Origin of the sequence: Nitrobacter sp., assembly GCF_051535215.1 — a bacterium.
Lineage (GTDB): Bacteria > Pseudomonadota > Alphaproteobacteria > Rhizobiales > Xanthobacteraceae > Nitrobacter.
Genome location: NZ_JBPPLY010000001.1, coordinates 204,196 through 229,564, shown reverse-complemented (window position 1 = coordinate 229,564; position 25,369 = coordinate 204,196). Strand labels below are relative to the sequence as shown.

Here is a 25,369-nt window from a genome sequence, read left to right as displayed (position 1 = left end):
TTTTGAAAACAGATCGCGCCCAAGGAAGAGCGTGTCCAGCAGCAATCCGGCGGCTGGGCGATGACGGGTCAAATGCCCGTACCATCGGAAGGATGGACGCCATTCAAAACCCGAAGACCATGGCAGGATCGCCGGACGCCGACGTCGCAACCATCGTTGCGGCCAGCGTCTCGTCATCTTGCGCATGGTTTTTGCGTTCCGGCCTCCGCACTTTCGTGAACCGATGAAAGACCAAACAATGTTCAACAAGCATTCAGTCGAGATCGACTGGGGCGGGCGTCCGCTCAAACTCGAAACCGGCAAGATCGCCCGTCAGGCCGACGGCGCCGTGGTGGCCACCTACGGCGAGACCGTCGTGCTCGCCACCGTCGTCGCCGCCAAGACTCCGCGCGAGGGCGTCGACTTCCTGCCGCTGACCGTCGATTATCAGGAGAAGACCTACGCCGCCGGCCGCATTCCCGGCGGCTATTTCAAGCGCGAAGGCCGGCCGACCGAAAAGGAAACGCTGGTATCCCGCCTGATCGACCGCCCGATCCGCCCGCTGTTCGCCGATGGCTGGCGCAACGAGACCCAGGTCATCGTCACCGTGCTGTCGCACGACATGGAGAACGATCCCGACGTACTGGCGATGGTCGCGGCTTCCGCCGCGCTGACGCTGTCCGGCGCGCCGTTCAAGGGTCCGATCGGCGCGGCGCGCGTCGGCTTCATCAACGACGAATACGTGCTCAATCCGGTGCTCGACGAAATGATCGAGACCAAGCTGGAGCTGGTTGTCGCCGGCACCGCGGACGCCGTGCTGATGGTCGAATCCGAGGCCCGGGAGCTTTCGGAAGAGGTCATGCTCGGCGCCGTGATGTTCGGCCACCGCCACTTTCAGCCGGTTATCAACGCCATCATCGAACTCGCCGAGAAGGCCGCGAAGGAGCCGCGCGAAGTCGCGGCCATCGACGACAGCGCGATCGAAAAGGAAATGCTCGAGCTGATCGAAGGCGACCTGCGCCCGGCCTATGCGATCGCCGATAAGCAGCAGCGTCAGAATGCCGTTGCCGCCGCCAAGGCCAAGGTCATCGCGCATTACTTCCCGGAAGGGCAGGAGCCGAAATACGACAAGCTCCGCATCAGTGGCGTGTTCAAGCACCTCGAAGCCAAGATCGTGCGCTGGAACATTCTCGACACCGGCAAGCGCATCGACGGCCGCGACGTCAAGACCGTGCGCAACATCGTCGCCGAAGTCGGCGTGCTGCCGCGCGCTCATGGCTCGGCGCTGTTCACCCGCGGGGAGACCCAGGCGATGGTCGTGACCACGCTCGGCACCGGCGAGGATGAGCAGTACATCGACGCGCTGTCGGGAACGTACAAGGAGACGTTCCTGCTGCACTACAACTTCCCGCCCTACTCGGTCGGCGAGACCGGACGCCTCGGCGGCACCAAGCGCCGCGAGATCGGCCACGGCAAGCTGGCGTGGCGCGCGATCCACCCGGTGCTGCCGCCGCATCACGAATTTCCCTACACCATCCGCGTCGTCTCCGAGATCACCGAGTCCAACGGCTCGTCATCGATGGCGTCGGTGTGCGGCGCCTCGCTGTCGCTGATGGATGCCGGCGTCCCCTTGAAGCGGCCGACGGCGGGAATCGCCATGGGCCTCATTCTCGAAGGCAGCCGCTATGCGGTGCTCTCGGATATTCTGGGCGACGAGGACCATCTCGGCGACATGGACTTCAAGGTCGCGGGCACTGAGAGCGGCATCACTTCGCTGCAGATGGACATCAAGATCGCCGGCATCACCGAGGAGATCATGAAGGTCGCGCTCGCCCAGGCCAAGGACGGGCGCGTCCACATCCTCGGCGAAATGGCGAAAGCGCTCACCAACGCCCGCGCCGAACTCGGCGAATACGCGCCGCGCATCGAGACCTTCAAGATTCCGACTGACAAGATCCGTGAAGTGATCGGCACCGGCGGCAAGGTGATCCGCGAGATCGTCGAGAAGACCGGCGCCAAGGTCAACATCGAGGACGACGGCACCGTGAAGGTTGCCTCCAACGACGGCGAGGCCATGAAGGCCGCGATCAAGTGGATCAAGTCGATCGCTTCTGACCCGGAAGTCGGCCAGATCTACGAAGGCACCGTGGTCAAGGTGATGGAGTTCGGCGCCTTCGTGAACTTCTTCGGCGCCAAGGACGGCCTCGTGCATATTTCGCAGCTTGCCTCCGCCCGCGTGCAAAAAACCTCCGACATCGTCAAGGAAGGCGACAAGGTCAAGGTCAAGCTGCTCGGCTTCGACGATCGCGGCAAGACGCGGCTTTCGATGAAAGCGGTCGATCAGGAGACCGGCGAGGACCTTGAGGCCAAGCAAAAGGCTGACGCGCCGCGCGAGGCCGCGGTGGAATAATTCTCCCCGGAGCACGGTCATCAATTAAAAGGGCGGCTCCGAGAGGCCGCCCTTTTTGTTTGCCTGCATCTCACCGCTTGAAAGCGCTTCGTCGAAGCACAGCGCGTTCCTCCCGCTTGCGGGGGAGAGTTGCGCTGTCGGTGAAGATTCCCCACCCGCCCGACCTCGTCGGTCGACCTCATTCGGAAGCGGGAGAGGTCAGGAACCGTTCGCCGCAACGCACTCCTTCACCACATCCCCCAGCGCTGCAAAATCAACCTTGCGCGGCGAGGTTCGGCGGAACGCCAGCCCGATGCTGCGGCCCGGCTGCGGGTCTTGCAGCCGCAGAAATTTCACGCGACTGTCGCGCGCCTCGACGGCGGCGGCGATCTGCGGGATCAGAGTCACGCCGTAACCGCCGGCGACCATCTGCATCACGGTGGCGAGGCTGGATGCGCCGAACGTCATGCCGGTTGCGCCCGGCGCCGGTCCGCGCGGGATCGTGGCGCAAAACGCCAGAGCCTGATCGCGCAGGCAGTGGCCGTCCTCGAGCAGGATCAGGCGCGACTGATCGATGTCACGCGCGGCAACGCGGCGGCGCGCGGATCGTGGATCGGTCGCCGGCACCGCGAGCAGGAACAGATCGTCGAACAGCTCCATGGTGTCGATGTCAGGCTCGCCGAGCGGCAGCGCCAGCATCGCGGCGTCAAGCGCGCCGCCCTTGATCTCCTCGATCAGCAGGCGGGTCTGCGTCTCCCGCAATTCAAGTTGCAGGTCCGGAAAACGCGATTGCAGCGCCGGCAGCATGCGGGGCAGCAGGTATGGCGCGAGCGAGGGGATAATGCCGAGGGTCAGCCGTCCCGTCAGCGGCCTGGCGCGGTGGCGGGCGAAATCGACGAGATCGCGCACTGAGGCCAGCACGTCTTCGGCGCGCCGGGAAATTTCCCGGCCGATCTCGGTCAGCATCACGTCACCCGGACGCCGCTCCACCAGGGTGACGCCAAGGAATTGTTCGAGTTCGCGGATCTGCATCGACAGCGCCGGCTGGGTGACGGCGCAGGCGTCGGCGGCGCGTCCGAAATGGCCGTGGCGCGCGAGCGCGGCGAGGTAGCGGAGCTGTTTGAGTGTGACCATCGTCGATAAGTTAGACTTATCAAGGCGCAAAGGCAATTCGACTGGACCTGATCGCTGATATCTTCCAGACTTGCCTCACCCTCGCGTTGCGGAAGGACCGCGGCCTTGTCTGGGCAAATCCTTGGACCTCCGGTCGGCCGGCCCGTCTGAAGAGGCTCGTCTGAGACAAGTGTGGCTCAAGGACCTTTGCCTCGGACGATCCGCCACTGGAATTTGCCGTAGCGGCTATTCGGCAACGACGCGACAGCACAGCATCGGAGACTTGATCATGGACGCAAAGACGAACGACAAAGGTGCCGGCAAATGCCCGTTCACCGGCTCCAGCGGCCACAGCAACCGGGACTGGTGGCCCGAGCAACTGGACGTTCAGGTTCTGCATCACAACTCGAATCTGTCCGATCCGATGGGCAAGGACTTCGATTATGCCAGAGAGTTTGCCAGTCTCGACCTGAACGCCGTCATCAATGATCTGAAGGCGCTGATGACCGACTCGCAGGACTGGTGGCCGGCCGACTTCGGACACTACGGCGGACTGATGGTCCGTCTGGCGTGGCACAGCGCGGGAACCTACCGCATCACCGACGGCCGTGGCGGCGCTGGCGGCGGTCAGCAGCGTTTCGCGCCACTCAACTCCTGGCCGGACAACGTGCTGCTGGACCGGGCGCGCCGCCTGTTGTGGCCGATCAAGCAGAAATACGGTCGCAAGATTTCCTGGGCCGATCTCTACGTTCTCGCCGGCAACGCCGCGCTGGAATCGATGGGCTTCAAGACCTTTGGTTTCGCTGGCGGCCGTGTCGACGAATGGGAGCCACAGGAGTTGTTCTGGGGTCCCGAAGGAACCTGGCTCGGCGACGAACGCTACAGCGGCGAACGTGAACTCGCCGAGCCGCTCGCCGCCGTGCAGATGGGTCTGATCTACGTCAATCCGGAAGGGCCCAACGGCAAACCGGACCCGGTCGCGGCGGCCAAGGACATCCGCGAAACGTTCTTCCGCATGGCGATGAACGACGAGGAGACCGTTGCGTTGATCGCCGGCGGCCACACCTTCGGCAAGACGCATGGCGCAGGCGATGCATCGCTGGTCGGCCCGGCGCCGGAATTGGCCGCGATCGAGGATCAGGGTCTCGGCTGGAAGAGCAAGTTCGGCACCGGACAAGGAGCGGATTCGATCGGCAGCGGCCTGGAGGTCACCTGGACACAGACGCCGACGAAATGGGACAACAACTTCTTCGACACGCTGTTCAAGTTTGAATGGGAGCTGACCAAGAGCCCGGCCGGCGCTCACCAATGGCAGGCGAAAGACGCCCCGGCGATCACGCCCGACGCCCACGATCCGTCGAAGATGCATGTGCCGACCATGCTGACGACCGACCTGTCACTGCGCTTCGATCCCGCCTACGGGAAGATCTCCAAGCACTTCCACGAGAATCCGGACAAGTTCGCGGATGCCTTCGCCCGCGCCTGGTTCAAGCTTACCCATCGCGACATGGGGCCGCGCGAGCGTTATCTCGGTCCGCTGGTGCCGAAGGAAGTGCTGATCTGGCAGGACCCGATCCCGGCCGTCGACCATGAACTGGTCAACGACAAGGACGTCGTCGACCTGAAGGCGAAGATCCTCGCCTCCGGGCTGAGCGTGCCGCAACTGGTTTCGACTGCCTGGGCTTCGGCCTCGACGTTCCGCGGCTCCGACAAACGCGGTGGCGCCAACGGCGCGCGCATACGCCTCGCCCCGCAAAAGGACTGGGAGGTCAACCAGCCGGACCAGCTCCGAACGGTGCTGACCAGACTCGAAGCAATTCAGAAGGAGTTCAACGGTTCGGCCGGAAGCGGCAAGAAGATATCGCTCGCCGACCTGATCGTGCTCGGCGGCAGTGCCGCGGTCGAGAAGGCTGCCAGGGACGCCGGCCTCGACGTCAAGGTGCCATTCATGCCAGGCCGCATGGATGCCTCGCAGGAACAGACCGATGTCGAATCGTTCGCTCCGCTCGAGCCGCGATCCGACGCCTTCCGCAACTACACCAACAAAAAGAAAGAGCAGTTCATGGCGCCCGAGGAGGCGATGGTGGACCGCGCCCAATTGCTGAAGCTGACCGGACCGGAGTTGACGGCTCTCATCGGAGGCCTGCGGGTGCTTGGCGCCAATGCCGGCGACTCCAAACACGGCGTCTTCACCAAACAGCCGGGCACGCTGACCAACGACTTCTTCGTCAATCTCCTCGACATGCGCACGCAGTGGCTGCCGCCGGGTTCTGACGGAATCTACGAAGGCCGTGACCGCAAGACCAACGCGCTGAAATGGACCGCTACCCGCGTCGACCTGATCTTCGGCTCACACTCCCAGCTTCGCGCGTTCGCGGAAGTCTATGGCTGCGCCGACGCCAGGGAAAAATTCGCACGCGACTTCGTCGCCGCATGGACCAAGGTGATGAATGCCGACCGTTTCGATCTCAAGTCTTGATCGCGGCGGTTACCTCTTCGAGAGACGCGGTCGGTTCTCGCCGTAAAAGCAACAACAAGCCCCTGCGATATCTTCGCGGGGGCTTTTCGTTGTCGCGATGTGGCGATTCCGGCCTGTTATGCGACATGACGAAACGATCGCCGGAAGAAAGGACTTCTCTTCAATGGTGAAACTCTACTGGTCGCCGCACACGCGTTCGTTCACCGCGCTCTGGCTGATGGAAGAAGCCGGACAGCCTTATGAGAGGGTCTTGACCGACCTCTCCACCGGCGCGCAGAAGACACCGGAGTTTCTCGCCATCAACCCGATGGGAAAGGTGCCCGCGCTGACCGACGGCGACATCGCAATCGCCGAATCAGCGGCGATCTGCGCCTACGTCGCCGAGCGTTTTCCGGACACGAAGCTGGCTCCTCCGCTCGGCGATGCGCGCCGGGCGAAATATCTGCAATGGCTGTTCTTCGGACCAAGCTGCATCGAACCGGCACTGATCCAGATCTTCACCAAGATCGAGGTGCCGTCGAGAACGGCGGCCTGGGGAAGCGCCACGCAGGTTTTCGACGTGCTCGACAAGGCACTGGAAAAAGGTCCGTGGATTCTCGGCGACGACTTTTCCGCCGCCGACATCGTGATCGGCTCTGGCCTGAACTTCGCGATCCGCCAGTTCAAGATGGTGCCGTCGCGTCCGTCTTTCGATCGCTACATCGACCGCTGCGTGGCCCGGCCGGCGTTTCAGCGCGCGGAGAAAATCGCGGCGGGCTGATTCGTCTTCCCATGTGGAAGAACGCGATGCGACTGCAGCGCCACCTCGGAAAGCGGCTTACTTCGCCGCCTCGCCCGAGGCGCCGTTGCTGATGCCTTCGCTGCGCAGCGCGTCCGGCTGAGGCATAGCGATGATGTTGTAGCCGGAATCGACGAAATGAATCTCACCGGTGACCCCACCGGACAAATCAGACAACAAATAGAGCCCGGCGCCGCCGAGTTCCTCGAGACTGACGCCGCGCCGCCGCGGCGAATGCTTCTGCTGGAACGCGAACATGAAGCGAGCGTCGCCGATGCCGGCGCCGGCCAGCGTGCGGATCGGACCAGCCGAAATGGCATTGACTCGGATGTTCTGCCCGCCGAAGTCAACCGCGAGATAGCGCACCGACGCTTCGAGCCCCGCCTTGGCGACGCCCATCACGTTGTAGTTCGGCATCGCGCGGTCGCCACCGTTGTAGGTCAGCGTGAGCATGCTGCCGCCATCCGGCATCAGCGCGGCCGCGCGTTTGGCGGCCTCGGTGAAGGCGAAACAGGAGATCAGCATGGTTCGCGTGAAATTCTCCCGCGTGGTGTCGGCGTAGCGGCCGTTCAATTCGCTCTTGTCGGAGAACGCGATGGCGTGGACCAGGAAATCCATCTTGCCCCATGCCTTGCCGATATCGGCGAACACCTTGTCGACCGACGCGATGTCCTCGACATCGCACGGCAGCACCAGGCTCGCGCCCACCGATTCGGCCAGCGGCCTGACCCGCTTGGCCAGCGCCTCGCCCTGGTAGGTGAAGGCCAGTTCCGCGCCGTGCGCGGCCAGCGTCTTGGCGATGCCCCAGGCGATCGAGTGGTCGTTGGCGACCCCCATGATCAGGCCGCGCTTGCCTTGCATCAGGTTTGTCATGCGAGACTCCGTCTTGCCCGCCCCAAGCCGGGCATCCACGTCGTGATAACGTGGACAGGTTGGAAGGTTTGGATGAGCCGGAACGTCCGCGCAAGACGTGCTCCGCGCTTTACCCAGGTCTTGACATAATCGTTATTGCTGCCGCCGTCGTCGGCCTCCCCGGCTGCCGTACGAAGCGATCACGCATCCAGTCGTTTGAATACCAGCGTGGCATTGGTCCCGCCGAAGCCGAATGAATTCGACATCACCGCGCCAATTCTGGCGTTGTCGATACGCTTGCGCACGATAGGCATGTCCGCGAACACCGGATCGAGTTCAGTGATATTTGCGCTTTCGCAGATAAAGCCGTTATTCATCATCAGCAGCGAATAGATCGCCTCCTGCACGCCGGTCGCGCCGAGCGAGTGGCCCGTCAGCGACTTGGTGGCGGAAATCGGCGGGCACGTCTCGCCGGTGCCGAACACCTTGCGGATCGCCTCGATTTCCGGCGGATCACCGGCCGGCGTCGAGGTCGCGTGCGGGTTGATGTAGTCGACTTTTGTTTTCACCGTCGACATCGCCATTCTCATGCAGCGCTCGGCGCCCTCGCCCGACGGCGCGACCATGTCGTAACCGTCCGATGTCGCGCCGTAACCGATGACCTCGCCATAAATGCGCGCGCCGCGAGCCTTTGCGTGTTCGAGCTCTTCCAGCACCACCACGCCGGCGCCGCCGGCGATTACGAAGCCGTCGCGGCTGACGTCATAGGCCCGCGACGCCGTCGCCGGCGTGTCGTTGTATTTCGAGGACATCGCGCCCATGGCGTCGAACAGAACCGACAGCGACCAGTCGAGTTCCTCGCAACCGCCGGCGAAAACGATGTCCTGCTTGCCGATCTGAATGGTCTCGTAGGCATTGCCGATGCAGTGATTGGAGGTCGCGCAGGCCGACGAGATCGAGTAGTTGACGCCCTTGATCTTGAACCAGGTGGCGAGCGTCGCCGATGCGGTGGACGACATCGCCTTGGGCACCGCGAACGGACCGACGCGCTTGGGTCCCTTGCTGCGGGTGATGTCGGCCGCTTCCACGATCGTGCGCGCGGACGGGCCGCCGGAGCCCATGATGATGCCGGTGCGTTCGTTGGAGACGTCACCGGGCTCCAGGCCCGAGTCGCGGATCGCCTGCTCCATCGCGACGTGATTCCATGCGGCGCCCTCCGCCAGAAAACGCATCGCGCGACGATCGACCACCTCGGCCGGATTGAGCGTCGGCGCGCCCTGCACTTGTGAGCGGAAGCCCAGCTCCGCATACTTCTCCGCCCGCGTGATGCCGGACTTTGCCTCGTACAGACTCGACAGCACTTCCTGAGTGTTGTTTCCGATGGACGAGACAATGCCCATCCCCGTGACGACAACCCGCCTCATGATCGCCTCGCACTCTGGTTACGCTGTCTCATGAAGGCATCCTCGTCAAAATCCGAAACCTGCGTCGACCGGCAGACGTGATCGGCACTCATGCACCCGGCGTGGCATCCTGCTTGAACAGGCCGACCTTCAAGTCGTTCGCGCGATAGATAATATCGCCGTCGGCGGAAAGCCACCCGTCTGCGATCCCGAGCACAAGCTTCGAGCGCATCACGCGCTTGATGTCGACATTGTACACGACCTTGCTGACGTGCGGCAGCACCTGGCCGGTGAACTTCAGATCGCCAAGACCCAGCGCGCGGCCACGACCTTCGCCGCCGGTCCAGCCGAGATAAAATCCAACCATCTGCCACAGCGCATCGAGGCCGAGGCAGCCCGGCATCACCGGATCGCCCTTGAAGTGGCAGCCGAAGAACCAGAGATCGGGTTTCACGTCGAGTTCGGCGCGGATCAGTCCCTTGCCGAATTCACCGCCATCGTCGTTGATCTCGGTGATCCGGTCGAACATCAGCATCGGCGGCAACGGCAACTGGGCATTTCCAGGCCCGAACAGTTCGCCCCGGCCGCAAGCCAGCAAACCCTCATAATCGTAGCTGCTGCGCCGATCCTGCATCCTGTCTGGCCTTTCTCTCCTGAGGAATGACGCTCCGCGAGGCGCGAAACGTATCGCTTTCGCCTGAGACGTGCGCCGGTTCCTGGATCGGCGCCGCGGGCTCTCTATCACAGGGTCCGGAGGGGGGCAAAGCAATGCCGGCGACCGGCTTCGTACTGCCGTCGCGTCTTGTGATGCGGCGTCGATCTAGAAGATTCGGCAGCCTCTTGATTCGCATTTGACACCGTTTTCCGGTGCTTGCTTGGCCATCTTCCGAAGAGAGACCTGCGACCGGCGGTCACAGCCCAGCCCGCGGTCAATGTTCTGATATAATCCATCTAATTGATGTATATATGAAATTCCACGAACCGACCTGACGTCGCCTTTTGCGCACTTCAGTTTGGAGCCGTTCTAGTTGCGAAAAACTTGCATCTAAACACCCTTCTTTCTATAGTTTTTCTGACGATCTATCTGCGTGAACAGCTTTCGGGTGCATGGCGTGAGTACGAACGAAAATATCGTGATGGTGGCCGAGGAAGAACGCGAAGTTGCGGCGATCAGTCACGGACGCCAGCCGACGTTGACGGGCTGCCCGTGGCACGACGTCAACGAAATGCTGCAGTCGGTTGGGCTGCGGCCGACGCGGCAGCGCATGGCGCTTGGCTGGCTGCTGTTCGGCAAGGGTGCACGCCATCTCACGGCGGAAATGCTCTACGAAGAAGCGACCATCGCCAAGGTTCCGGTCTCGCTCGCCACGGTCTACAACACGCTCAACCAGTTGACCGACGCGGGGCTGCTGCGTCAGGTCAGCGTCGACGGCACCAAGACCTATTTCGACACCAACGTCACCTCGCATCACCACTTCTATCTCGAGAACAATCACGAGCTTGTCGACATTCCGGATCCGCATCTGGTTTTGCAGAAAATGCCGAACGTGCCGGAGGGTTACGAGATCAGCCGCATCGACATGGTGGTGCGGCTGCGCAAGAAGCGCTGACCCGTTTGCATTTTGATTGATGTTCATCGCGCCCGGCCTCGTGCCGGGCGTTGTTTTTTGCGGCAGAAAATCTGACAAATCAGCTAGAGCCTTTTCATTTCTGATGGATCAGAAGTGATGCTGTATGATTTTGAATTGATGCGTTTTCTTCACGCGAACCGACGTCCATCCCGGTCAGGGCCGAGGACATGCTTTACTCGAAAATGTAATGGCGTCGCCGGTTGGGCCTTGCGCTCAGTTGATTTTCTCGTCGGCATAGACGCCCCAAAGACGCTGCTGCTGAATCCAGCCGTCAAAGCCGTCCCCCGCAATATGGCACCATCCCGTTGCGCAGTGCTTGACCTGCGCCAGGACACCGGCCTGCAGGCGGGCCGCTACCGCGCTCTGGATATCGGCGCTGTCATATAGCGGCGCTAAATCATCCTTGGCCTTCATCGTGACGACCGCGGTGCGGCGACCGGACAATAGCGAGTGATAGACCCAACCCTCGGCGCCTTCCGAATCGCGGATGCGGCGCCAGTTCTCGAATTCGGCCGTAATTTCGACGGGGAGCCCGGCCTTGGTATAGATCCAGGCAACGTCGTTGTCCTTGGTCGGGCCGGCGCGGACGTTCACATGATCTGATTTCAGGCTGACATAACGTGGAATCGGAAGTCCGCTCGTGGATAGCGCGGAGTCCTTGGCGTTGGCGGCGGCTTCGATGCCGACCGCACCGAGCATCGCGGCGGCGCAGGCCATGGACGTGAAAAGCTGTCTCACCATCGTCACTCGCCCCCCTTGCGAAACTCACGTTGCCGGCTGATCCTGACTGATCCGCATTCCACGCCCGGAGGTTCTTGTCTTGGCCCGGCCTTCTGCTAGAGAGGACCAGGCACCCGGCGACCGGGGAGCCCGGGAAACTGCACGGAACGTGCAAGCGACCCGGGGAAACCAAGGTGACAGACGCTGAGATCTGCAGGCGGCCGCAGTTTCGAACAAGCGGGTTAACGGGAACTGAACGGTCCGTCGACCGAACCTGATTCGCTGGATTGCGCCGCCGCATCGGCCGTTTCGATAACCGAAAAAAGCAATACTAGAGGGCAAGAGATGTCGGCGAAGAAGAAGCCTCTGGTTGTCGTCACGCGCAAGCTGCCGGATTCGATCGAGACCCGCATGCGCGAACTGTTCGACGCGCGGCTCAATCTCGACGATCAGCCGATGACGCCGGAACAGCTCATCGACGCCGTCCGCACCGCGGATATCCTGGTTTCCACGGTGACCGACGACATCACCGCGACCGTGCTGAATCAACCGGACTGCAAGCTGAGGCTGATCGCGCAGTTCGGCAACGGCGTCGACAATATCGATGTCGTCGCCGCGCACGAGCGCGGCATCACCGTCACCAACACGCCGAAAGTTCTCACCGAAGACACCGCCGACATGACCATGGCGCTGATTCTGGCGGTGCCGCGCCGCTTCATCGAGGGCGCTGCGCTATTGACTGCCGGCGGCGACTGGCCCGGCTGGTCGCCGACCTGGATGCTCGGCCGGCGGCTCGGCGGCAAGCGGCTCGGCATCATCGGCATGGGCCGCATCGGCCAGGCGGTGGCGCGCCGCGCCCGCGCTTTTGGCCTGCAGATCCACTACCACAACCGCAAACCTGTGGCGCCGAAGATCGCCGACGAACTCGGCGCGACCTACTGGGATTCGCTCGACCAGATGCTGGCGCGGATGGACATCATCTCGGTGAACTGTCCGCATACCCCGGCCACCTTCCATCTGTTGTCGGCACGCCGCCTCAAGCTGATCCGCAAGGACGCCTACATCGTCAACACCGCGCGCGGCACCGTGATCGACGAGGATACGCTGACGAAGCTGATCGAGGCCGGCGAGATCGCAGGCGCGGCGCTCGACGTGTTCGAGCACGAACCCGCCGTCAACCCGCGGCTGGTCCGCCTCGCCAAGGCCGGCAAGGTCGTGCTGCTGCCGCATATGGGCTCGGCCACAATCGAAGGCCGCGTCGAGATGGGCGAGAAGGTCATCATCAACATCCGCACCTTCCTCGACGCCCACAAGCCGCCGGATCGCGTGTTGCCGAGCATGTTGTGAGACATTGAGGCGCATAGCGTGCACCGTTTCACGCTTTCCCCTTGCGGGAGAGGGTTTCGGCGTCAGCGATACGCGCTCAAATCGGTGATGGTCGGGTGATCGCCGTTGAGCGGGTTCGACGGATCGCGCTGGTAGTGCAACGTTTCGAACCGCATCGCGCGCGCGTCCACCATCAGCAGGCGTCCGACCAGTCCCTCGCCGAATCCGACGATCTCGCGAATGACCTCGAGCGCCGTCATCGAGCCGAGCACGCCGGCCAGCGCACCGATGATTCCGGCCTGCTGACAACTCGGCACCGTGCCATCCGGCGGCGGCTCGGGAAACAGGCAACGGTAAGTCGGGTTGAACTCGCCCTCGGCATTTTTTTCGTGGGCGCGGATCGTCGTCAACGTGCCGTCGAACACCCCCAGCGCGGCGGTGACCAGCGGCTTCTTCGCCAGAAAGCAGGCATCCGCCACCAGATAGCGCGTGGCGAAATTGTCGGAGCCGTCGGCGACAAGGTCGTAGTCCGCCAGCAGCGGCAGCGCGTTCGCCGCATTCAGCCGCATGTGATGGGCGCGGAACGCGACGTGCGGGTTGAGCGCGCGGATCTTGTCCGCGGCGCTTTCGACCTTGGGACTGCCGATGTCCGGCGTCGCATGAATGATCTGGCGCTGCAGATTCGACAGTGTCACCACGTCGTCGTCGATCACGCCCAGCGTGCCGACGCCGGCGGCGGCCAGATACATCAGCGCCGGCGCGCCGAGGCCCCCGGCTCCGATCATCAGCACGCGCGCGTTGCGCAACGCATTCTGGCCGGGACCGCCGACCTCGCGCATCACGATGTGGCGGGCATAGCGTTCAAGTTCGTCGGCGCTCAGCATCGTCCCTGTCGTTCTCGTATCTCGATCCAGCGCCGCACAGGCCTGAACCCGATCGCCGCTGTTACCGGCCACGCGGATGTGTTTCAATATAGCGTTTTCGAGCGAAGTGGAATCCGGTTCGCGTGAAGAAAACGCGTCAGACCAAGACGCTAGAGTCTTTCATCGTTTCCATGAAACGGTTAAAGACTCTAGCGCCGTTTCAACGGAGACGAAAGCTGTCATGCGAGCGATGCCGATCGCCGCGGCATTGATGATCGTGACCACCGCGATTTCCGCCGAGGCGCAGCCCGCCGCCACTCATGGACGCGCCGTAACAAAGCCGCAGCCGTCGGCCCGCCCCGCGGTGCAGACTCCGGCCGACACCGCGAGCGCGATGGCGCAGGCGGAACGGCAGGCGCTGCAGTCCGACCTGGCATGGACCGGTCACTATAACGGCCTCATCAATGGCGAGGTCAGCGACCGTCTGATCGCGGCGATCAAGACATTCCAGAGAGATCAGGGCGGCAAGCAGACCGGCGTGCTCAACCCGCAGGAACGCGGCGCGCTCACTGCCGCCGCGCGGAAGATGCGGAGCAATGCCGGGTGGAAGATCGTCACCGATGCCGCAACCGGCGCCCGGCTCGGCCTGCCGGCGCGGCTGGTGCCGCAGCAGTCGAGCGACGGCGACGGCACGACATGGAGTTCGGCGACCGGCACGATCCGGATCCGGCTGACGCGCCGCAAGGATGCCGGCCTCACCACCGCGAAACTCGCGGAGTCCGAGCGAAAGGAACCGGCCGGACGCAAGCTCGACTACAGCACGGTCAAGCCGGATTTCTTCGTGCTGTCGGGCATGCAGGGACTGAAGAAGTTCTATGTCCGCGGCCAGCTTCGGGACAGCGAGGCGCGCATCCTGACCATCCTCTACGATCAGGCCACCGAAGGCACCATGGAGCCCGTGGTGATCGCGATGTCGAGCGCATTCGATCCGTTTCCCGCAGATGGGCCGCCACCGCGCAAAACCGTGGAGTACGGGACGGGCGTCATCGTCAACAGCGATGGCACGATCGTCACCGGCACTGATGTCACCGATGAGTGCAAATCGATTGTCGTCGCGGGCCACGGCAACGCCGACAAAATCGCCAGCGACAAGGATCACGGCATAGCGCTGCTGCGCATCTACGGCGCGCATGGATTGAAGCCGATCGCGCTCGACGGCGGCTCGGCCAGGGGCAGCCTCGACCTTGTCGGCATCATCGACCCGCAGAACCAGGGCGGCGGCTCCGCGGTGAGCCGCGTCAAGGCATCGGTCGCACAGGGAGGCGACAGCGAACCGGCGCTGTCTCCGGCGCCCCCGCCCGGCTTCTCCGGCTCGGCCGCGCTCGACGCAAACGGAAAGTTCGCGGGTCTCGTGCTGTTGAAGCCGGCAACGGTTGCAGTGCCTTCGACGCCCACCGCGCAGGCCGTGCTCGCTCCTGCCGAGACCGTGCGGGCTTTTTTGAAAGCGAACAAAGTGACGCTTGCAAGCGAACCGTCCGACGCGAAAGCCGCGGTGGTCCGCGTGATCTGCGTGCGGAAGTAGATTATGACCTTCGATCATGGTCCGACGGTCGAAAAATGCCTGACGTCATTCCGGAAGCCGCGCAAGCGGCTATCCGGAATCCATAACCAAACAGAATTATGTATTCCGGGCTTCGCGCGCCCTCAGATGCGCAATGGCGCATCGGGGCATGACGGCGCCGGTTGTGCCGTGCGCAGGCGCTACTTCTGACAACTCGGGCACCAGAACGTCGAGCGTCCGTTCTGGGTGAAGCGCTTTACCGCGCCCTTGCATCCGGGGGTGCCGCACTTGTCGCCCTCGCGATCGTATACCCCGAACGAATGCTGGAAGTAGCCGAGTTCGCCGGAAGTCTGCCGGTGGTCGCGCAAAGAGGAACCGCCGGCCTTGATTGCCTGGTTAAGCACATCGTGAATGGCTTCGACCAGCCGTCCGGCGCGCGCGGTCGGTCCGCCCGTTTTCAAGGCGAGCGTCGCGGCGAGACGGCGCGGCGACAGATGCGCGCGAAACAGCGCCTCGCAGACATAGATATTGCCGAGCCCCGCAACCACGCGCTGGTCGAGCAGCGCGGCCTTCAGGCTGGTTTTCTTGTCGCGGCACGAACGCGCCAGCATCGCCGCGTCGAATGCGTTGCCAAGCGGCTCCGGCCCTAGTCCTTTCAGCAGCGGCTCGTCGTCGAGCGCCTCGCGGGCGACGACCTTCATGTAGCCGAAGCGGCGCGGATCGTTGAACACGATCTCGGCGCCGGACGACATCGTAAAACTCACATGATCGTGGACGCGTCTCTCGTCGCGCGGAAAATGAAAATCGCCCGGAGCCGCAGCTCCCGCCGCATCGATCACGCGGAACGAGCCGGACATGCCCAGATGCATCAGCAGCACGTCGCCGGACGCGAGATCGGCCAGCAAATATTTCGCGCGCCGCCCGAGCCCGGTCACGGCCTGCCCCTCCAGACGGGCGACGAAATCGGCCTGAAACGGAAACCGCAGGTCCTTGCGACGCGCCTCGGCGCGCAGGATCGTTGCGCCCTCCATCGCCGGCTGCAAGCCGCGGCGGACGGTTTCGACTTCGGGAAGTTCGGGCACGGTTTCGCTCGGTGTATGATTGTCCCCGCGCTTTAGGTCGGGGTCTCGTCTTCCTCGCTGAACACCAGCGCATTGTAGAACGGATCGGTCACCGTCATCGTGGTGGCGCCCCAGGGCTGATGCTCCAATCCGGGCCGCGCATAGCCGTAGCTCTTGGCGAGCAGCCCCGCCTGATAATCCGCAAGCCCCGTCGTCTCGATGATGACGCGCGCGCCGGGCGAGCAGCTTCCATGGTGCTCGCTGAGATGCAACACCGCCGAACCCAGCGATATCCCCATATAGAGCGGCAGGTCCGGCTCGAACCGGTGCTCGAAATCGACCTTGAATCCTAGAAAATCGAGGTAGAACTCCCGCGCCTTGCGGACATCGAACATCCGCAGGATCGGAGTCGTTTTGGCGAACTGTGGGGGCATCGGCGCTTCCCTCCTGATGTCGCCGGTTAACCACTCTCGAATGGCGATCCATCTTCAGATGGAGTTCGCTTGTAGCGCAGCGCAGCATGGCAGGCTATGGTCCATAGCATGGAGAGCACGGGCATGGATGGAAAGGACCAGACGACGCATTTCGGCTTCAGGGACGTTCCCGTGGAGGACAAGCAACCGCTGGTGAACGACGTGTTCCACAGCGTGGCACAGCGCTATGACCTGATGAACGACCTGATGTCCGGCGGGCTGCACCGCGTCTGGAAGGACGTGATGATCACGGCGCTGAACCCGCCGCGCGGCGATGCCTCGTTCGCGCTGCTCGACGTCGCCGGCGGGACCGGCGATATCGCCTTCCGCGCGGCAAAAGCCGCAGGAGGCGGATTCCGGGCCACGGTCTGCGACATCAATCCGGACATGCTCGCGGTCGGCCGCGAGCGCGCGGTCAAGGCACATCTCGATGATCGGGTGTCGTTCGTCGAAGGCAACGCCGAAACATTGGCGTTCGCGGACCGCAGTTTCGACGCCTACACGATCGCGTTCGGAATCCGCAACGTGCCGCGCATCGACGCCGCGCTGCGCGAGGCGTTTCGGGTGCTGAGGCCGGGCAGCCGGTTTCTCTGCCTCGAATTCTCGACGGTCGACGTGCCCGGCCTCGAGAAGATCTACGACCTGTTTTCCTTCAAGGTAATCCCGCCGCTCGGCCGCGCCGTCACCGGCGATGCCGGCTCCTATCAGTACCTTGTGGAATCGATCCGCAAGTTTCCCAAGCCGAACGCCTTCGCGGACATGATCCGCGACGCCGGTTTTGCGCGGGTCAACTGGCAGATTCTCTCCGGCGGCATCGTCGCGCTGCATTCGGGCTGGCGTTTGTGATCTCCGCATTGACCCATGCCGCGCGGCTGGCGCGTGCCGCGTTCGTGTTCGCGCGCGAGGGCGTGTTCGGCGTGGTCGATCCATCGCTGGTGCCGCCGCCTGGACAACTCGCGCTGCGCATGGCCCGCCTGATCGAACGCCGCGGCGCGAAATCCGGACCGCGGCTGTCGCGGGCGCTGACCCGGCTCGGGCCGGCCTATCTCAAGCTCGGACAGTTCCTTGCCACGCGGCCCGACGTCGTCGGCGTCGTGATGGCCCGCGATCTGGAAAGCCTGCAGGACCGCCTGCCACCGTTTGCGCAAGCGGAGGCCGAAGCCGTGGTCGCGGCCGCGCTGGAAAAGCCGGTGGCGCAAGCCTTCACAAGTTTCGGACCGGCGGTGGCGGCGGCTTCGATCGCGCAGGTTCATCGCGGCGAGGTCGATAAGGACGGCGTCCGCAAGCAGGTCGCGGTCAAGGTGCTGAGACCCAACGTCGCCGCGCGTTTCCGCCGCGACCTTTCCGATTTCTTCTTTGTCGCCAACAAGGCCGAGGCGCATTCCGCCGAAGCGCGGCGGCTGCGCCTGGTTGAAGTCATCAACACCATGTCGCGGTCGGTGGCGATGGAAATGGACCTGCGGCTGGAGGCGGCCGCGCTGTCGGAAATGGCGGAGAACACCCGCGACGATCCTGATTTCCGCGTCCCCACCGTCGACTGGGACCGCACCACCCACAACGTGCTGACGATGGAGTGGATCGACGGCATCGCGCTGAATGATCATGCGCGGCTCGCGCAATCGCATGTCGACCTGCCCGAGCTCGGCCGCAAGGTGATCCAGAGCTTCCTGCGCCACGCGCTGCGCGACGGCTTTTTCCATGCCGACATGCATCCCGGCAATCTGTTCCTCGACAAGTCGGGCCAGCTAGTCGCCGTCGACTTCGGCATCATGGGTCGGTTGGGGCTGAAAGAACGGCGCTTCCTCGCCGAGATCCTGCTCGGTTTCATCACGCGCGATTATCGCCGCGTCGCCGAGGTACACTTCGAAGCCGGCTATGTGCCGAGCCATCACTCGGTGGAGAATTTCGCGCAAGCCATCCGCGCCATCGGCGAGCCGATCCACAATCGCACCGCCGAGGAAATCTCGATGGCCAAGCTGCTGACGCTGCTGCTCGAGGTCACCGGCCTGTTCGACATGCAGACTCGGCCCGAACTGATCTTGCTGCAGAAGACCATGGTGGTGGTGGAAGGCGTGGCGCGCAGCTTCGATCCCAAGCTGGACATCTGGACGGTGGCCGACCCCGTGGTGCGCGAATGGATCACGCAGAACCTTGGCCCGATGGGCCGGATGCAGGGCGCCGTGGCAGGCGCGGGCGAGCTTGGCCGCCTGCTCGGAGGGCTTCCGGCGCTCGCTTCGCGAACCGTCGCCCTGATCGAGCAATTCGAGACGATGTCCCGCGAAGGGCTGGCGCTAGGTCCCGACACCATCGCAGAAATCAAACGAGCCGAAGCGCGCAGTCACCGCTGGAGCATTCTGGCGCTGTGGGTCATCGCAGCCGCGCTGGTCGGCCTGCTCTGGACCGCTCACTGAAATCCATTTGATTGCATTGATAGCATATTTTGCTATCAATGCTGGCGTACTTGACCGCAGGGATGTCATGGCCAGCCTGACCATCCGCAAACTCGACGATGCCACCAAGGCCGAGCTGCGCCTGCGCGCCGCGCGCAACGGCCGGTCCGTCGAGGATGAGGTCCGCGTCATCCTGAGAGAGACGGCGCGTGCTGGATCGTCGGACGCTGCCACGGATAATAAGCCATCTCGCAGCGCAGCAATATCGGGCGAAAAATATTCATCACGTAAATCCAATGGCCTGCGTAACGTGACGCTGATCATCGGCGGCGGCATCGCAGCCTATAAGTCGCTCGACCTGATCCGTCGACTGAAGGAGCGCGGCTTTATTGTGCACTGCATCATGACAAATGCTGCGCAGCAATTCGTGACTCCGCTGAGCGCCAGCGCCTTGTCGCACGCTCGCGTCCACACTGACCTGTTCGATCCAGGCAGCGAATTTGACGCCGGACATATCCGGCTTGCGCGCGACTGTGACCTGATCGTGGTGGCGCCCGCCACCGCCGATCTGATGGCAAAGATGGCGCACGGCCACGCGGACGATCTCGCCAGCGCGGTCCTGCTCGCCACCGACAGGCCGATCCTGCTGGCGCCGGCGATGAACCCGCTGATGTGGAACAACCCGGCGACACGCCGCAACGTGGCACAGCTTGCCAGCGATGGCGTCGTGATGATCGGCCCCAATGCCGGGGAGATGGCCGAAGCGGGCGAGGCCGGCGTCGGACGCATGGCCGAGCCGACCGAGATCGCAACAGTTGCCGAGCGGATTCTCAGGCCCGCGCGCACGCAGCCCCTCAAGGGCCGCCGCGTGCTGGTCACCGCCGGACCGACCTTTGAGCCGATCGATCCGGTGCGCTATATCGCCAACCGCTCCTCGGGCAAGCAGGGCTTTGCCATCGCCGCTGCGGCGCAGGCGGCTGGGGCGGACGTGACGCTGATCGCAGGACCGGTCGGTCTTGACGATCCTGCGGACGTCACGGTGAAGCATGTCGAATCGGCGCGCGAGATGCTGGCGGCCGTCGAGGCGTCGCTGCCAACGGAGGTCGCGATCTTCACTGCCGCGGTTGCCGACTGGCGCGTCGCCCACGAAGGCGCGCAGAAAATGAAGAAGACCGCAGCCGGAATGCCGCCGCTGCAACTGGTCGAGAACCCGGATATCCTCGCAACCATCTCGAACCTGCGCGAGAACCGGCCGGCGCTGGTGATCGGCTTCGCCGCCGAGACCGAGCATCTTATCGACAATGCCAAGGCGAAGTTCGCGCGCAAGGGCTGCGACTGGATGGTCGCCAACGACGTCTCGCCCGGCAGCGGCGTGATGGGCGGCGACCGCAACACCGTGCATCTGCTGACGCGTGAGAGCGGCGGCGAGATCAAGACCGAGTCCTTTCCCGTCATGACCAAGGAAGAGGTTGCCGCCATGCTGATCGAACGCATCGTCTCGGCCGTGACGGATCAGGCCGCATGAATGGTGCGATCAGGGTCGACGTCCGGCAACTGCCGCACGCCGAAGGTCTTGCGCTGCCGGCCTACCAGAGCAGCCAGGCCGCCGGCCTCGACCTGCTGGCCGCGGTTCCCGAACAAACGCCGCTGGTGCTCGCAGCCGGACAGCATGCGATGGTGCCGACCGGTCTCGTCATCGCCTTGCCCGAGGGATTCGAGGCGCAGGTGCGGCCGCGCTCCGGCCTCGCCGCAAGGCATGGCGTCACCGTGCTGAATTCGCCCGGCACCGTGGATGCCGACTATCGCGGCGAGATCAATGTTCTTCTTGTGAATCTCGGTCGGGAGGCATTCACGATCCGGCGCGGCGAGCGCATCGCGCAGATGATCGTGGCGCCGGTGACGCGCGTGGAACTCGCGCGCGCCGATACGCTGCCGGCCACCTCGCGCGGCAGCGGCGGATTCGGCTCGACAGGACGTTAAAGCCTTTCGCTTTTGATAGAATCAAAGCGAGACTCTATGATTTTGCGACGCGTTTTCTTCACGCGAACCGGAATCCACTTCGCTCGAAAGCGCTATAGCATTCTCAACGTCGCGCTCGTCGGCGGGAAAAATCGATTCTATTTTGCAACAATCGTTTCGGAAATGTCGCGGCCACGCATTTTTCCCTCGCCGGATTCGCGTTCACGGTCTGGACTCTTACCCCTCGAGTCCGCTTAAGCGTAATGTTGGTCGATTCGCGAACGGCGAGCAATTTGCCGGTCGTATCGTCGCGCGATTTTGGGGCAGGCATGTCGGGCGTAATCACAGTGATGCGTCGGACCTTGCTGTCATGCACTTCGCTGGTGCAGGGCGGCATCGCGGGCGCTGGTGCCGCTTGTCTCGTCGACATCTCGCCCGCATGGGCCACGGAAGCGGGCTTGCCGGAGCGGTTGATTCACGCCTTCACGAACCTCAACCGGCAGGATCTGACCATGCTGGCGATGGCGCTGGGCGTGCTCGGTTTCTCGGTCGTCTGCGCCATCCTGCTGATGCGCACGCGGGTCCGCGCAACCGCCATCGAGCAGCGGCTGCGCGCCGAAATCCGCGAGCTTCAATCGGAGGCCGACCGCTTCCGCGCACTGCTGTTTGCAGAACCGCAGGTTTTGATTTCCTGGGGCGCGGGCGAGGACCGGCCCCGAATCAGCGGCGATACCGCGCTGCTGTTGCCGCAGGATGCGAAACAGCCCTTGCGGGTTCTGGCGTTCGGAACCTGGCTGCCCCCGGAACCGGCGTTGCAGATGGATCATGCGGTCGATGCGCTACGCACTGCAGGCGAAGGTTTTCTGCTCAACCTGCTTACGTCGTCCGGACGGACGGTGGAGGCCATGGGCCGCGCCATCGGCGGCCAGGCGATCGTGCGGATCCGCGACCTCGGCGGATTGCGGCGCGATCTCGCCGAGATGACGCTGCGCCACAACAGCCTGCGGGAAGAAACCGAGATGCTGCGGGCCTTCGCAGCCGCGGCGCCGTGGCCGCTGTGGGCGCGGGGCAACGATGGCAAGCTCAATTTCGCCAATGCCGCCTACGCGCGCGCGACCGAGGCAGCGAGCGCCGCGGATGCGATCGAACGCAATCTCGAGCTGCTCGACAGCAATGACCGCCTCGCGATGGCGCGAGCGCTGAACGAGCATGCCGCGTTTACCGCGCGACTGCCGATCGTGATCGGCGGCAAGCGGCGCATCTATGACGTCCACGCGCTTCGTGCCGCCGGCGGAAGCGCCGGCATCGCGCTCGACGCCAGCGAAGCCGTCAAGCTGCGCCAGACGCTGGAGCGGATGGCGGACGCGCATCGCCGGACCCTTGACCAGTTGTCATCTGGCGTCGCCGTATTCGACGGCCGGCGACGGCTCGCCTTCTACAACGATTCCTATCGCCGGCTGTGGGACCTCGACCGCGCCTTTCTCGACGGCAACCCGGATGATTCCAGCGTACTCGATCGGCTGCGCGCCGCGCGCAAACTGCCGGAGCAGTCGGACTTCCGCGCCTGGAAGGCCCGTCTGCACGAAGCCTATCGCGCCAACGAAGCCGCCAAGGACGTCTGGTATCTGCCGGACGGACGCGCGCTCAGCATCGTCACCACGCCCAACCCCGAAGGCGGCGTCACCTACCTGTTCGATGATGTCACAGAAAGCCTGGACCTGGCGCGGCGCTACGACCGCCTCATCACCGTGCAGCGCGAGACCCTGGACAGCCTCACCGAAGCGGTCGCAGTGTTCGGCAGCAACGGCCGCGCGCAGCTTTTCAATCCCGCCTTCGCCCGGATGTGGAAGCTCTCGCCCGAGGCGCTCTCACAGTCGCCGCATATCGATACCGTCGAGGCCTGGTGCAAGCCGCTGTTCGACGACGATGCCGCGTGGCAGACGATCCGCAACGCCGTCACCGGTATCGACAATCGTGCCGCGGTGCGGCTCAAGCTCGAGCGCAAGGACGGCACGGTGCTGGACTGCATGACCATGCCGCTGCCCGACGGCGCCACCATGCTGACGTTCCACGACATCACCGACAGCGAGAACGTCGAACGCGCGCTACGCGAACGCAACGATGCGCTCGAGGCCGCCGACCAGATGAAGGTCGACTTCGTCCACCACGTTTCGTACGAGCTGCGTTCGCCGCTGACCACCATCATCGGCTTCGCGCACCTGATGAACGATCCCGGCACCGGGCCGCTCACCGAGAAGCAGGCCGAATACGTCAACTACATCACCTCGTCGACGGATGCGCTGCTCGCGCTGACCAACAACATTCTTGACCTCGCCACCATCGACGCCGGCGCGATGACGCTCGAGCTCGGGCCGGTCGATGTGCGCAAGACCATCGCGGCGGCGGCAGAGGGCATTCAGGACCGCCTGACCCGCGACCGCATCGTCCTAAATGTCGACGTCGATCCGGATATCGGCAACTTCGTCGGCGACGAACGCCGCATCGTCCAGGTCCTCTACAACCTGCTTGCCAACGCCGCCGGCTTCTCGCCGCCGGACGCCGTGATCACTGTGAGCGCCCGGCGCACCGAGCACAGCGTGAGATTTGTGGTGATGGACGAAGGTCCCGGCATTCCGCCCGAGGTCAAGGACAAGGTGTTCGACTGGTTCGAAAGCCACGCCAATGGCTCGCGGCATCGCGGCGCGGGCCTCGGCCTGTCGCTGGTGCGCTCCTTCGTGGAACTCCATGGCGGACGCGTGCATTTCGATTCCACCGTCAAGCGTGGCACCAGGGTCGTTTGCGATTTTCCGCTCGACCGGAGCGCGCAGCGCAACGCCGCTGAATGAACGAACCCTCGACATTCACGACCGCGCTGGTCAACGAGACCGCGACCGCAGACCTGATGGCGGACCTCGCCCTGCTGGTCGGTCCCGGTGACGTCATCACGCTGTCGGGCGATCTCGGCGCGGGCAAGACTGCCGCCGCCCGCGCCATGATCCGCTACCTCGCCGGGGACGATACGATCGAGGTGCCGAGCCCGACGTTCACGCTGGCCCAGCACTATGATCTGCCGCCCTACCCGCTGCTCCACGCCGACCTCTATCGCATCAGTGGCCCCGGCGAGCTTGAGGAGATCGGCCTTGCGCCGCTGCCCGAAGCGACGGTGGTGCTGATCGAATGGCCGGAGCGCGCCGCCGGCGCCCTGCCCGCTGACCGGATCGACATCGCTTTCAGTCATCGCCCGGCGCTCGGCTCGGCCGCCCGCGCCGCCGAGATCACCGGTTACGGCAAGGCCGCGGCTCAGGTCGCGCGGCTGGCGGCGCTGCGGCAGTTTCTCGAGGACGCCGGATATCTCGATGCGAAACGGCAGCGCATGGCGGGCGACGCCTCGACGCGCTCCTACGCCCGGCTGATCCGCGGCGACACGAGCTTCATCCTGATGAACGCGCCGAAGCGGCCGGATGGGCCCGCGATCCACGACGGCAAGTCCTACAGCGCGGCCGTGCATCTTGCCGAAGACGTCAAACCTTTCGTCGCCATCGCGCGCGGCCTGCGCGATCAGGGCTTTTCCGCACCCGCGATCCATCATGCCGATCTGGAATTGGGATTTCTCATCACCGAAGATTTCGGCAGCGCGGGCTTCGTCGAAGGCACGCCGCCGGCGCCGATCGCCAGGCGTTATGAGGCCGCCACCGACATGCTGGCGGCGCTGCACGGCCGGACGCTGCCCGAAATCCTTTCGGTCGCGCCGCATATCCCCTACGCCATCCCGATATTCGATACCGAGGCGATGCTGGTCGAGGTGGGGCTGATGCTCGACTGGTATTTGCCGGACCGGGACATCGAGCCGGGCGACCTGCGCGCCGAATTCATGGCGATGTGGCGCGGATTACTAGAGAAGGCAAATGCTGCGCCGAGGACCTGGGTGCTGCGGGATTTCCATTCGCCCAATCTGATCTGGCTGGAACAGCGTCACGACATCAAACAGGTCGGCGTGATCGACTTTCAGGACACCGTGCTCGGCCCCTCGACCTACGATCTCGTTTCGCTTTTGCAGGATGCGCGGGTGAACGTGCCGGAGCCGCTGGAACTTGCGCTGCTGGCGCGTTACGTGAAGGCGCGGCTGGGAAGCGGCTCGCCGTTCGACCCCGCCGGCTTCGCCGAGCTCTACGCCATCATGTCGGCGCAGCGCAACACGCGGCTGCTCGGCACTTTCGCGCGGCTAAACCGGCGCGACGGCAAACCGCACTACCTGCGGCACCAGCCGCGGATCTGGACCTACCTGACCCGCTCGCTCGCCCACCCCTCATTGGGTGAAGCCCGGGCCTGGTATCAGGCTCACGTCCCGCCTCCGGCGGCTTGAACACATTTGCTTTACGGCTTGTTAGAGGT

General features: G+C 64.0%; 20 protein-coding genes. 12 read left to right on the top strand and 8 right to left on the bottom strand.

Annotated features, from left to right (window positions below; translation table 11 throughout):
• Positions 1 to 238 precede the first annotated feature (238 nt).
• Positions 239 to 2,389 carry a polyribonucleotide nucleotidyltransferase gene (pnp, locus tag ACS3WB_RS01050; RefSeq protein ID WP_438273754.1) on the top strand — a complete coding sequence of 717 codons (2,151 nt, stop codon included), beginning with the start codon at positions 239 to 241 and terminating at the stop codon, positions 2,387 to 2,389.
• Positions 2,390 to 2,587: 198 nt separating this feature from the next.
• Here the strand turns inward: pnp and ACS3WB_RS01045 are convergent, their stop codons facing one another.
• The gene (locus tag ACS3WB_RS01045; RefSeq protein ID WP_438273753.1) at positions 2,588 to 3,502 is read right to left on the bottom strand and encodes a LysR substrate-binding domain-containing protein; all 915 of its coding nucleotides are present in this window, start codon (positions 3,500 to 3,502) and stop codon (positions 2,588 to 2,590) included.
• 268 nt (positions 3,503 to 3,770) lie between these two features.
• Between ACS3WB_RS01045 and katG the strand changes: the two genes are divergently transcribed.
• Both katG and ACS3WB_RS01035 read left to right on the top strand, forming a co-directional pair.
• The gene (katG, locus tag ACS3WB_RS01040) at positions 3,771 to 5,960 is read left to right on the top strand and encodes a catalase/peroxidase HPI (protein WP_438273752.1); all 2,190 of its coding nucleotides are present in this window, start codon (positions 3,771 to 3,773) and stop codon (positions 5,958 to 5,960) included.
• Positions 5,961 to 6,123: 163 nt separating this feature from the next.
• Positions 6,124 to 6,720 (top strand): glutathione S-transferase family protein, encoded by a 597-nt coding sequence (locus ACS3WB_RS01035; RefSeq protein ID WP_438273751.1) that lies wholly within the window; start codon positions 6,124 to 6,126, stop codon positions 6,718 to 6,720.
• A 57-nt stretch (positions 6,721 to 6,777) separates the two neighbouring features.
• Here the strand turns inward: ACS3WB_RS01035 and fabI are convergent, their stop codons facing one another.
• The 3 genes from fabI to fabA all read right to left on the bottom strand — a co-directional run bounded on the left by fabI (position 6,778) and on the right by fabA (position 9,627).
• Positions 6,778 to 7,611, bottom strand: coding sequence for an enoyl-ACP reductase FabI (gene fabI, locus ACS3WB_RS01030; RefSeq protein WP_438273750.1), 834 nt, complete (start codon positions 7,609 to 7,611; stop codon positions 6,778 to 6,780).
• Positions 7,612 to 7,790: 179 nt separating this feature from the next.
• Positions 7,791 to 9,014: a beta-ketoacyl-ACP synthase I gene (fabB, locus tag ACS3WB_RS01025; protein WP_438273749.1), complete on the bottom strand. Its 1,224-nt coding sequence runs from the start codon at positions 9,012 to 9,014 to the stop codon at positions 7,791 to 7,793.
• Positions 9,015 to 9,102: 88 nt separating this feature from the next.
• The gene (gene fabA, locus ACS3WB_RS01020; RefSeq protein WP_438273748.1) at positions 9,103 to 9,627 is read right to left on the bottom strand and encodes a 3-hydroxyacyl-[acyl-carrier-protein] dehydratase FabA; all 525 of its coding nucleotides are present in this window, start codon (positions 9,625 to 9,627) and stop codon (positions 9,103 to 9,105) included.
• Between the two features lie 502 nt (positions 9,628 to 10,129).
• Between fabA and irrA the strand changes: the two genes are divergently transcribed.
• Complete coding sequence (gene irrA, locus ACS3WB_RS01015; protein ID WP_438274018.1) at positions 10,130 to 10,603, top strand: iron response transcriptional regulator IrrA; 474 nt, start codon at positions 10,130 to 10,132, stop codon at positions 10,601 to 10,603.
• Positions 10,604 to 10,837: 234 nt separating this feature from the next.
• On the opposite strand, the gene ACS3WB_RS01010 is transcribed toward irrA, so the two are convergent.
• Positions 10,838 to 11,341 (bottom strand): SH3 domain-containing protein, encoded by a 504-nt coding sequence (locus ACS3WB_RS01010; RefSeq protein ID WP_438274017.1) that lies wholly within the window; start codon positions 11,339 to 11,341, stop codon positions 10,838 to 10,840.
• Between the two features lie 348 nt (positions 11,342 to 11,689).
• Between ACS3WB_RS01010 and ACS3WB_RS01005 the strand changes: the two genes are divergently transcribed.
• Complete coding sequence (locus tag ACS3WB_RS01005; protein WP_319797259.1) at positions 11,690 to 12,691, top strand: 2-hydroxyacid dehydrogenase; 1,002 nt, start codon at positions 11,690 to 11,692, stop codon at positions 12,689 to 12,691.
• Between the two features lie 62 nt (positions 12,692 to 12,753).
• Here ACS3WB_RS01005 and ACS3WB_RS01000 read toward each other — a convergent pair whose 3' ends face one another.
• Entirely contained in the window at positions 12,754 to 13,554 is an 801-nt protein-coding gene (locus tag ACS3WB_RS01000) for a HesA/MoeB/ThiF family protein (RefSeq protein ID WP_438273747.1), read from the bottom strand.
• A 220-nt stretch (positions 13,555 to 13,774) separates the two neighbouring features.
• Between ACS3WB_RS01000 and ACS3WB_RS00995 the strand changes: the two genes are divergently transcribed.
• Positions 13,775 to 15,115 carry a serine protease gene (locus ACS3WB_RS00995; RefSeq protein ID WP_438273746.1) on the top strand — a complete coding sequence of 447 codons (1,341 nt, stop codon included), beginning with the start codon at positions 13,775 to 13,777 and terminating at the stop codon, positions 15,113 to 15,115.
• Between the two features lie 179 nt (positions 15,116 to 15,294).
• Here ACS3WB_RS00995 and mutM read toward each other — a convergent pair whose 3' ends face one another.
• The gene (gene mutM / locus ACS3WB_RS00990; RefSeq protein ID WP_438273745.1) at positions 15,295 to 16,176 is read right to left on the bottom strand and encodes a bifunctional DNA-formamidopyrimidine glycosylase/DNA-(apurinic or apyrimidinic site) lyase; all 882 of its coding nucleotides are present in this window, start codon (positions 16,174 to 16,176) and stop codon (positions 15,295 to 15,297) included.
• 32 nt (positions 16,177 to 16,208) lie between these two features.
• Complete coding sequence (locus tag ACS3WB_RS00985) at positions 16,209 to 16,589, bottom strand: glyoxalase superfamily protein (protein WP_438273744.1); 381 nt, start codon at positions 16,587 to 16,589, stop codon at positions 16,209 to 16,211.
• A gap of 123 nt (positions 16,590 to 16,712) precedes the next feature.
• Between ACS3WB_RS00985 and ubiE the strand changes: the two genes are divergently transcribed.
• The 6 genes from ubiE (at position 16,713) to tsaE (ending at position 25,340) form a co-directional block, all read left to right on the top strand.
• On the top strand, positions 16,713 to 17,474 hold the full coding sequence (ubiE, locus tag ACS3WB_RS00980) for a bifunctional demethylmenaquinone methyltransferase/2-methoxy-6-polyprenyl-1,4-benzoquinol methylase UbiE (RefSeq protein ID WP_438273743.1): 762 nt from the start codon (positions 16,713 to 16,715) through the stop codon (positions 17,472 to 17,474).
• The gene (ubiB, locus tag ACS3WB_RS00975; protein ID WP_438273742.1) at positions 17,471 to 19,039 is read left to right on the top strand and encodes a 2-polyprenylphenol 6-hydroxylase; all 1,569 of its coding nucleotides are present in this window, start codon (positions 17,471 to 17,473) and stop codon (positions 19,037 to 19,039) included. The genes ubiE and ubiB overlap by 4 nt, the downstream gene beginning before the upstream one ends.
• 67 nt (positions 19,040 to 19,106) lie before the next feature.
• Positions 19,107 to 20,543 (top strand): bifunctional phosphopantothenoylcysteine decarboxylase/phosphopantothenate--cysteine ligase CoaBC, encoded by a 1,437-nt coding sequence (coaBC, locus tag ACS3WB_RS00970; RefSeq protein WP_438273741.1) that lies wholly within the window; start codon positions 19,107 to 19,109, stop codon positions 20,541 to 20,543.
• Complete coding sequence (dut, locus tag ACS3WB_RS00965; protein WP_438273740.1) at positions 20,540 to 20,998, top strand: dUTP diphosphatase; 459 nt, start codon at positions 20,540 to 20,542, stop codon at positions 20,996 to 20,998. The genes coaBC and dut overlap by 4 nt, the downstream gene beginning before the upstream one ends.
• A 308-nt stretch (positions 20,999 to 21,306) precedes the next feature.
• The gene (locus tag ACS3WB_RS00960) at positions 21,307 to 23,823 is read left to right on the top strand and encodes a PAS-domain containing protein (protein ID WP_438273739.1); all 2,517 of its coding nucleotides are present in this window, start codon (positions 21,307 to 21,309) and stop codon (positions 23,821 to 23,823) included.
• Positions 23,820 to 25,340 (top strand): tRNA (adenosine(37)-N6)-threonylcarbamoyltransferase complex ATPase subunit type 1 TsaE, encoded by a 1,521-nt coding sequence (gene tsaE, locus ACS3WB_RS00955; protein ID WP_438273738.1) that lies wholly within the window; start codon positions 23,820 to 23,822, stop codon positions 25,338 to 25,340. The genes ACS3WB_RS00960 and tsaE overlap by 4 nt, the downstream gene beginning before the upstream one ends.
• The last annotated feature ends 29 nt before the right edge of the window (positions 25,341 to 25,369 follow it).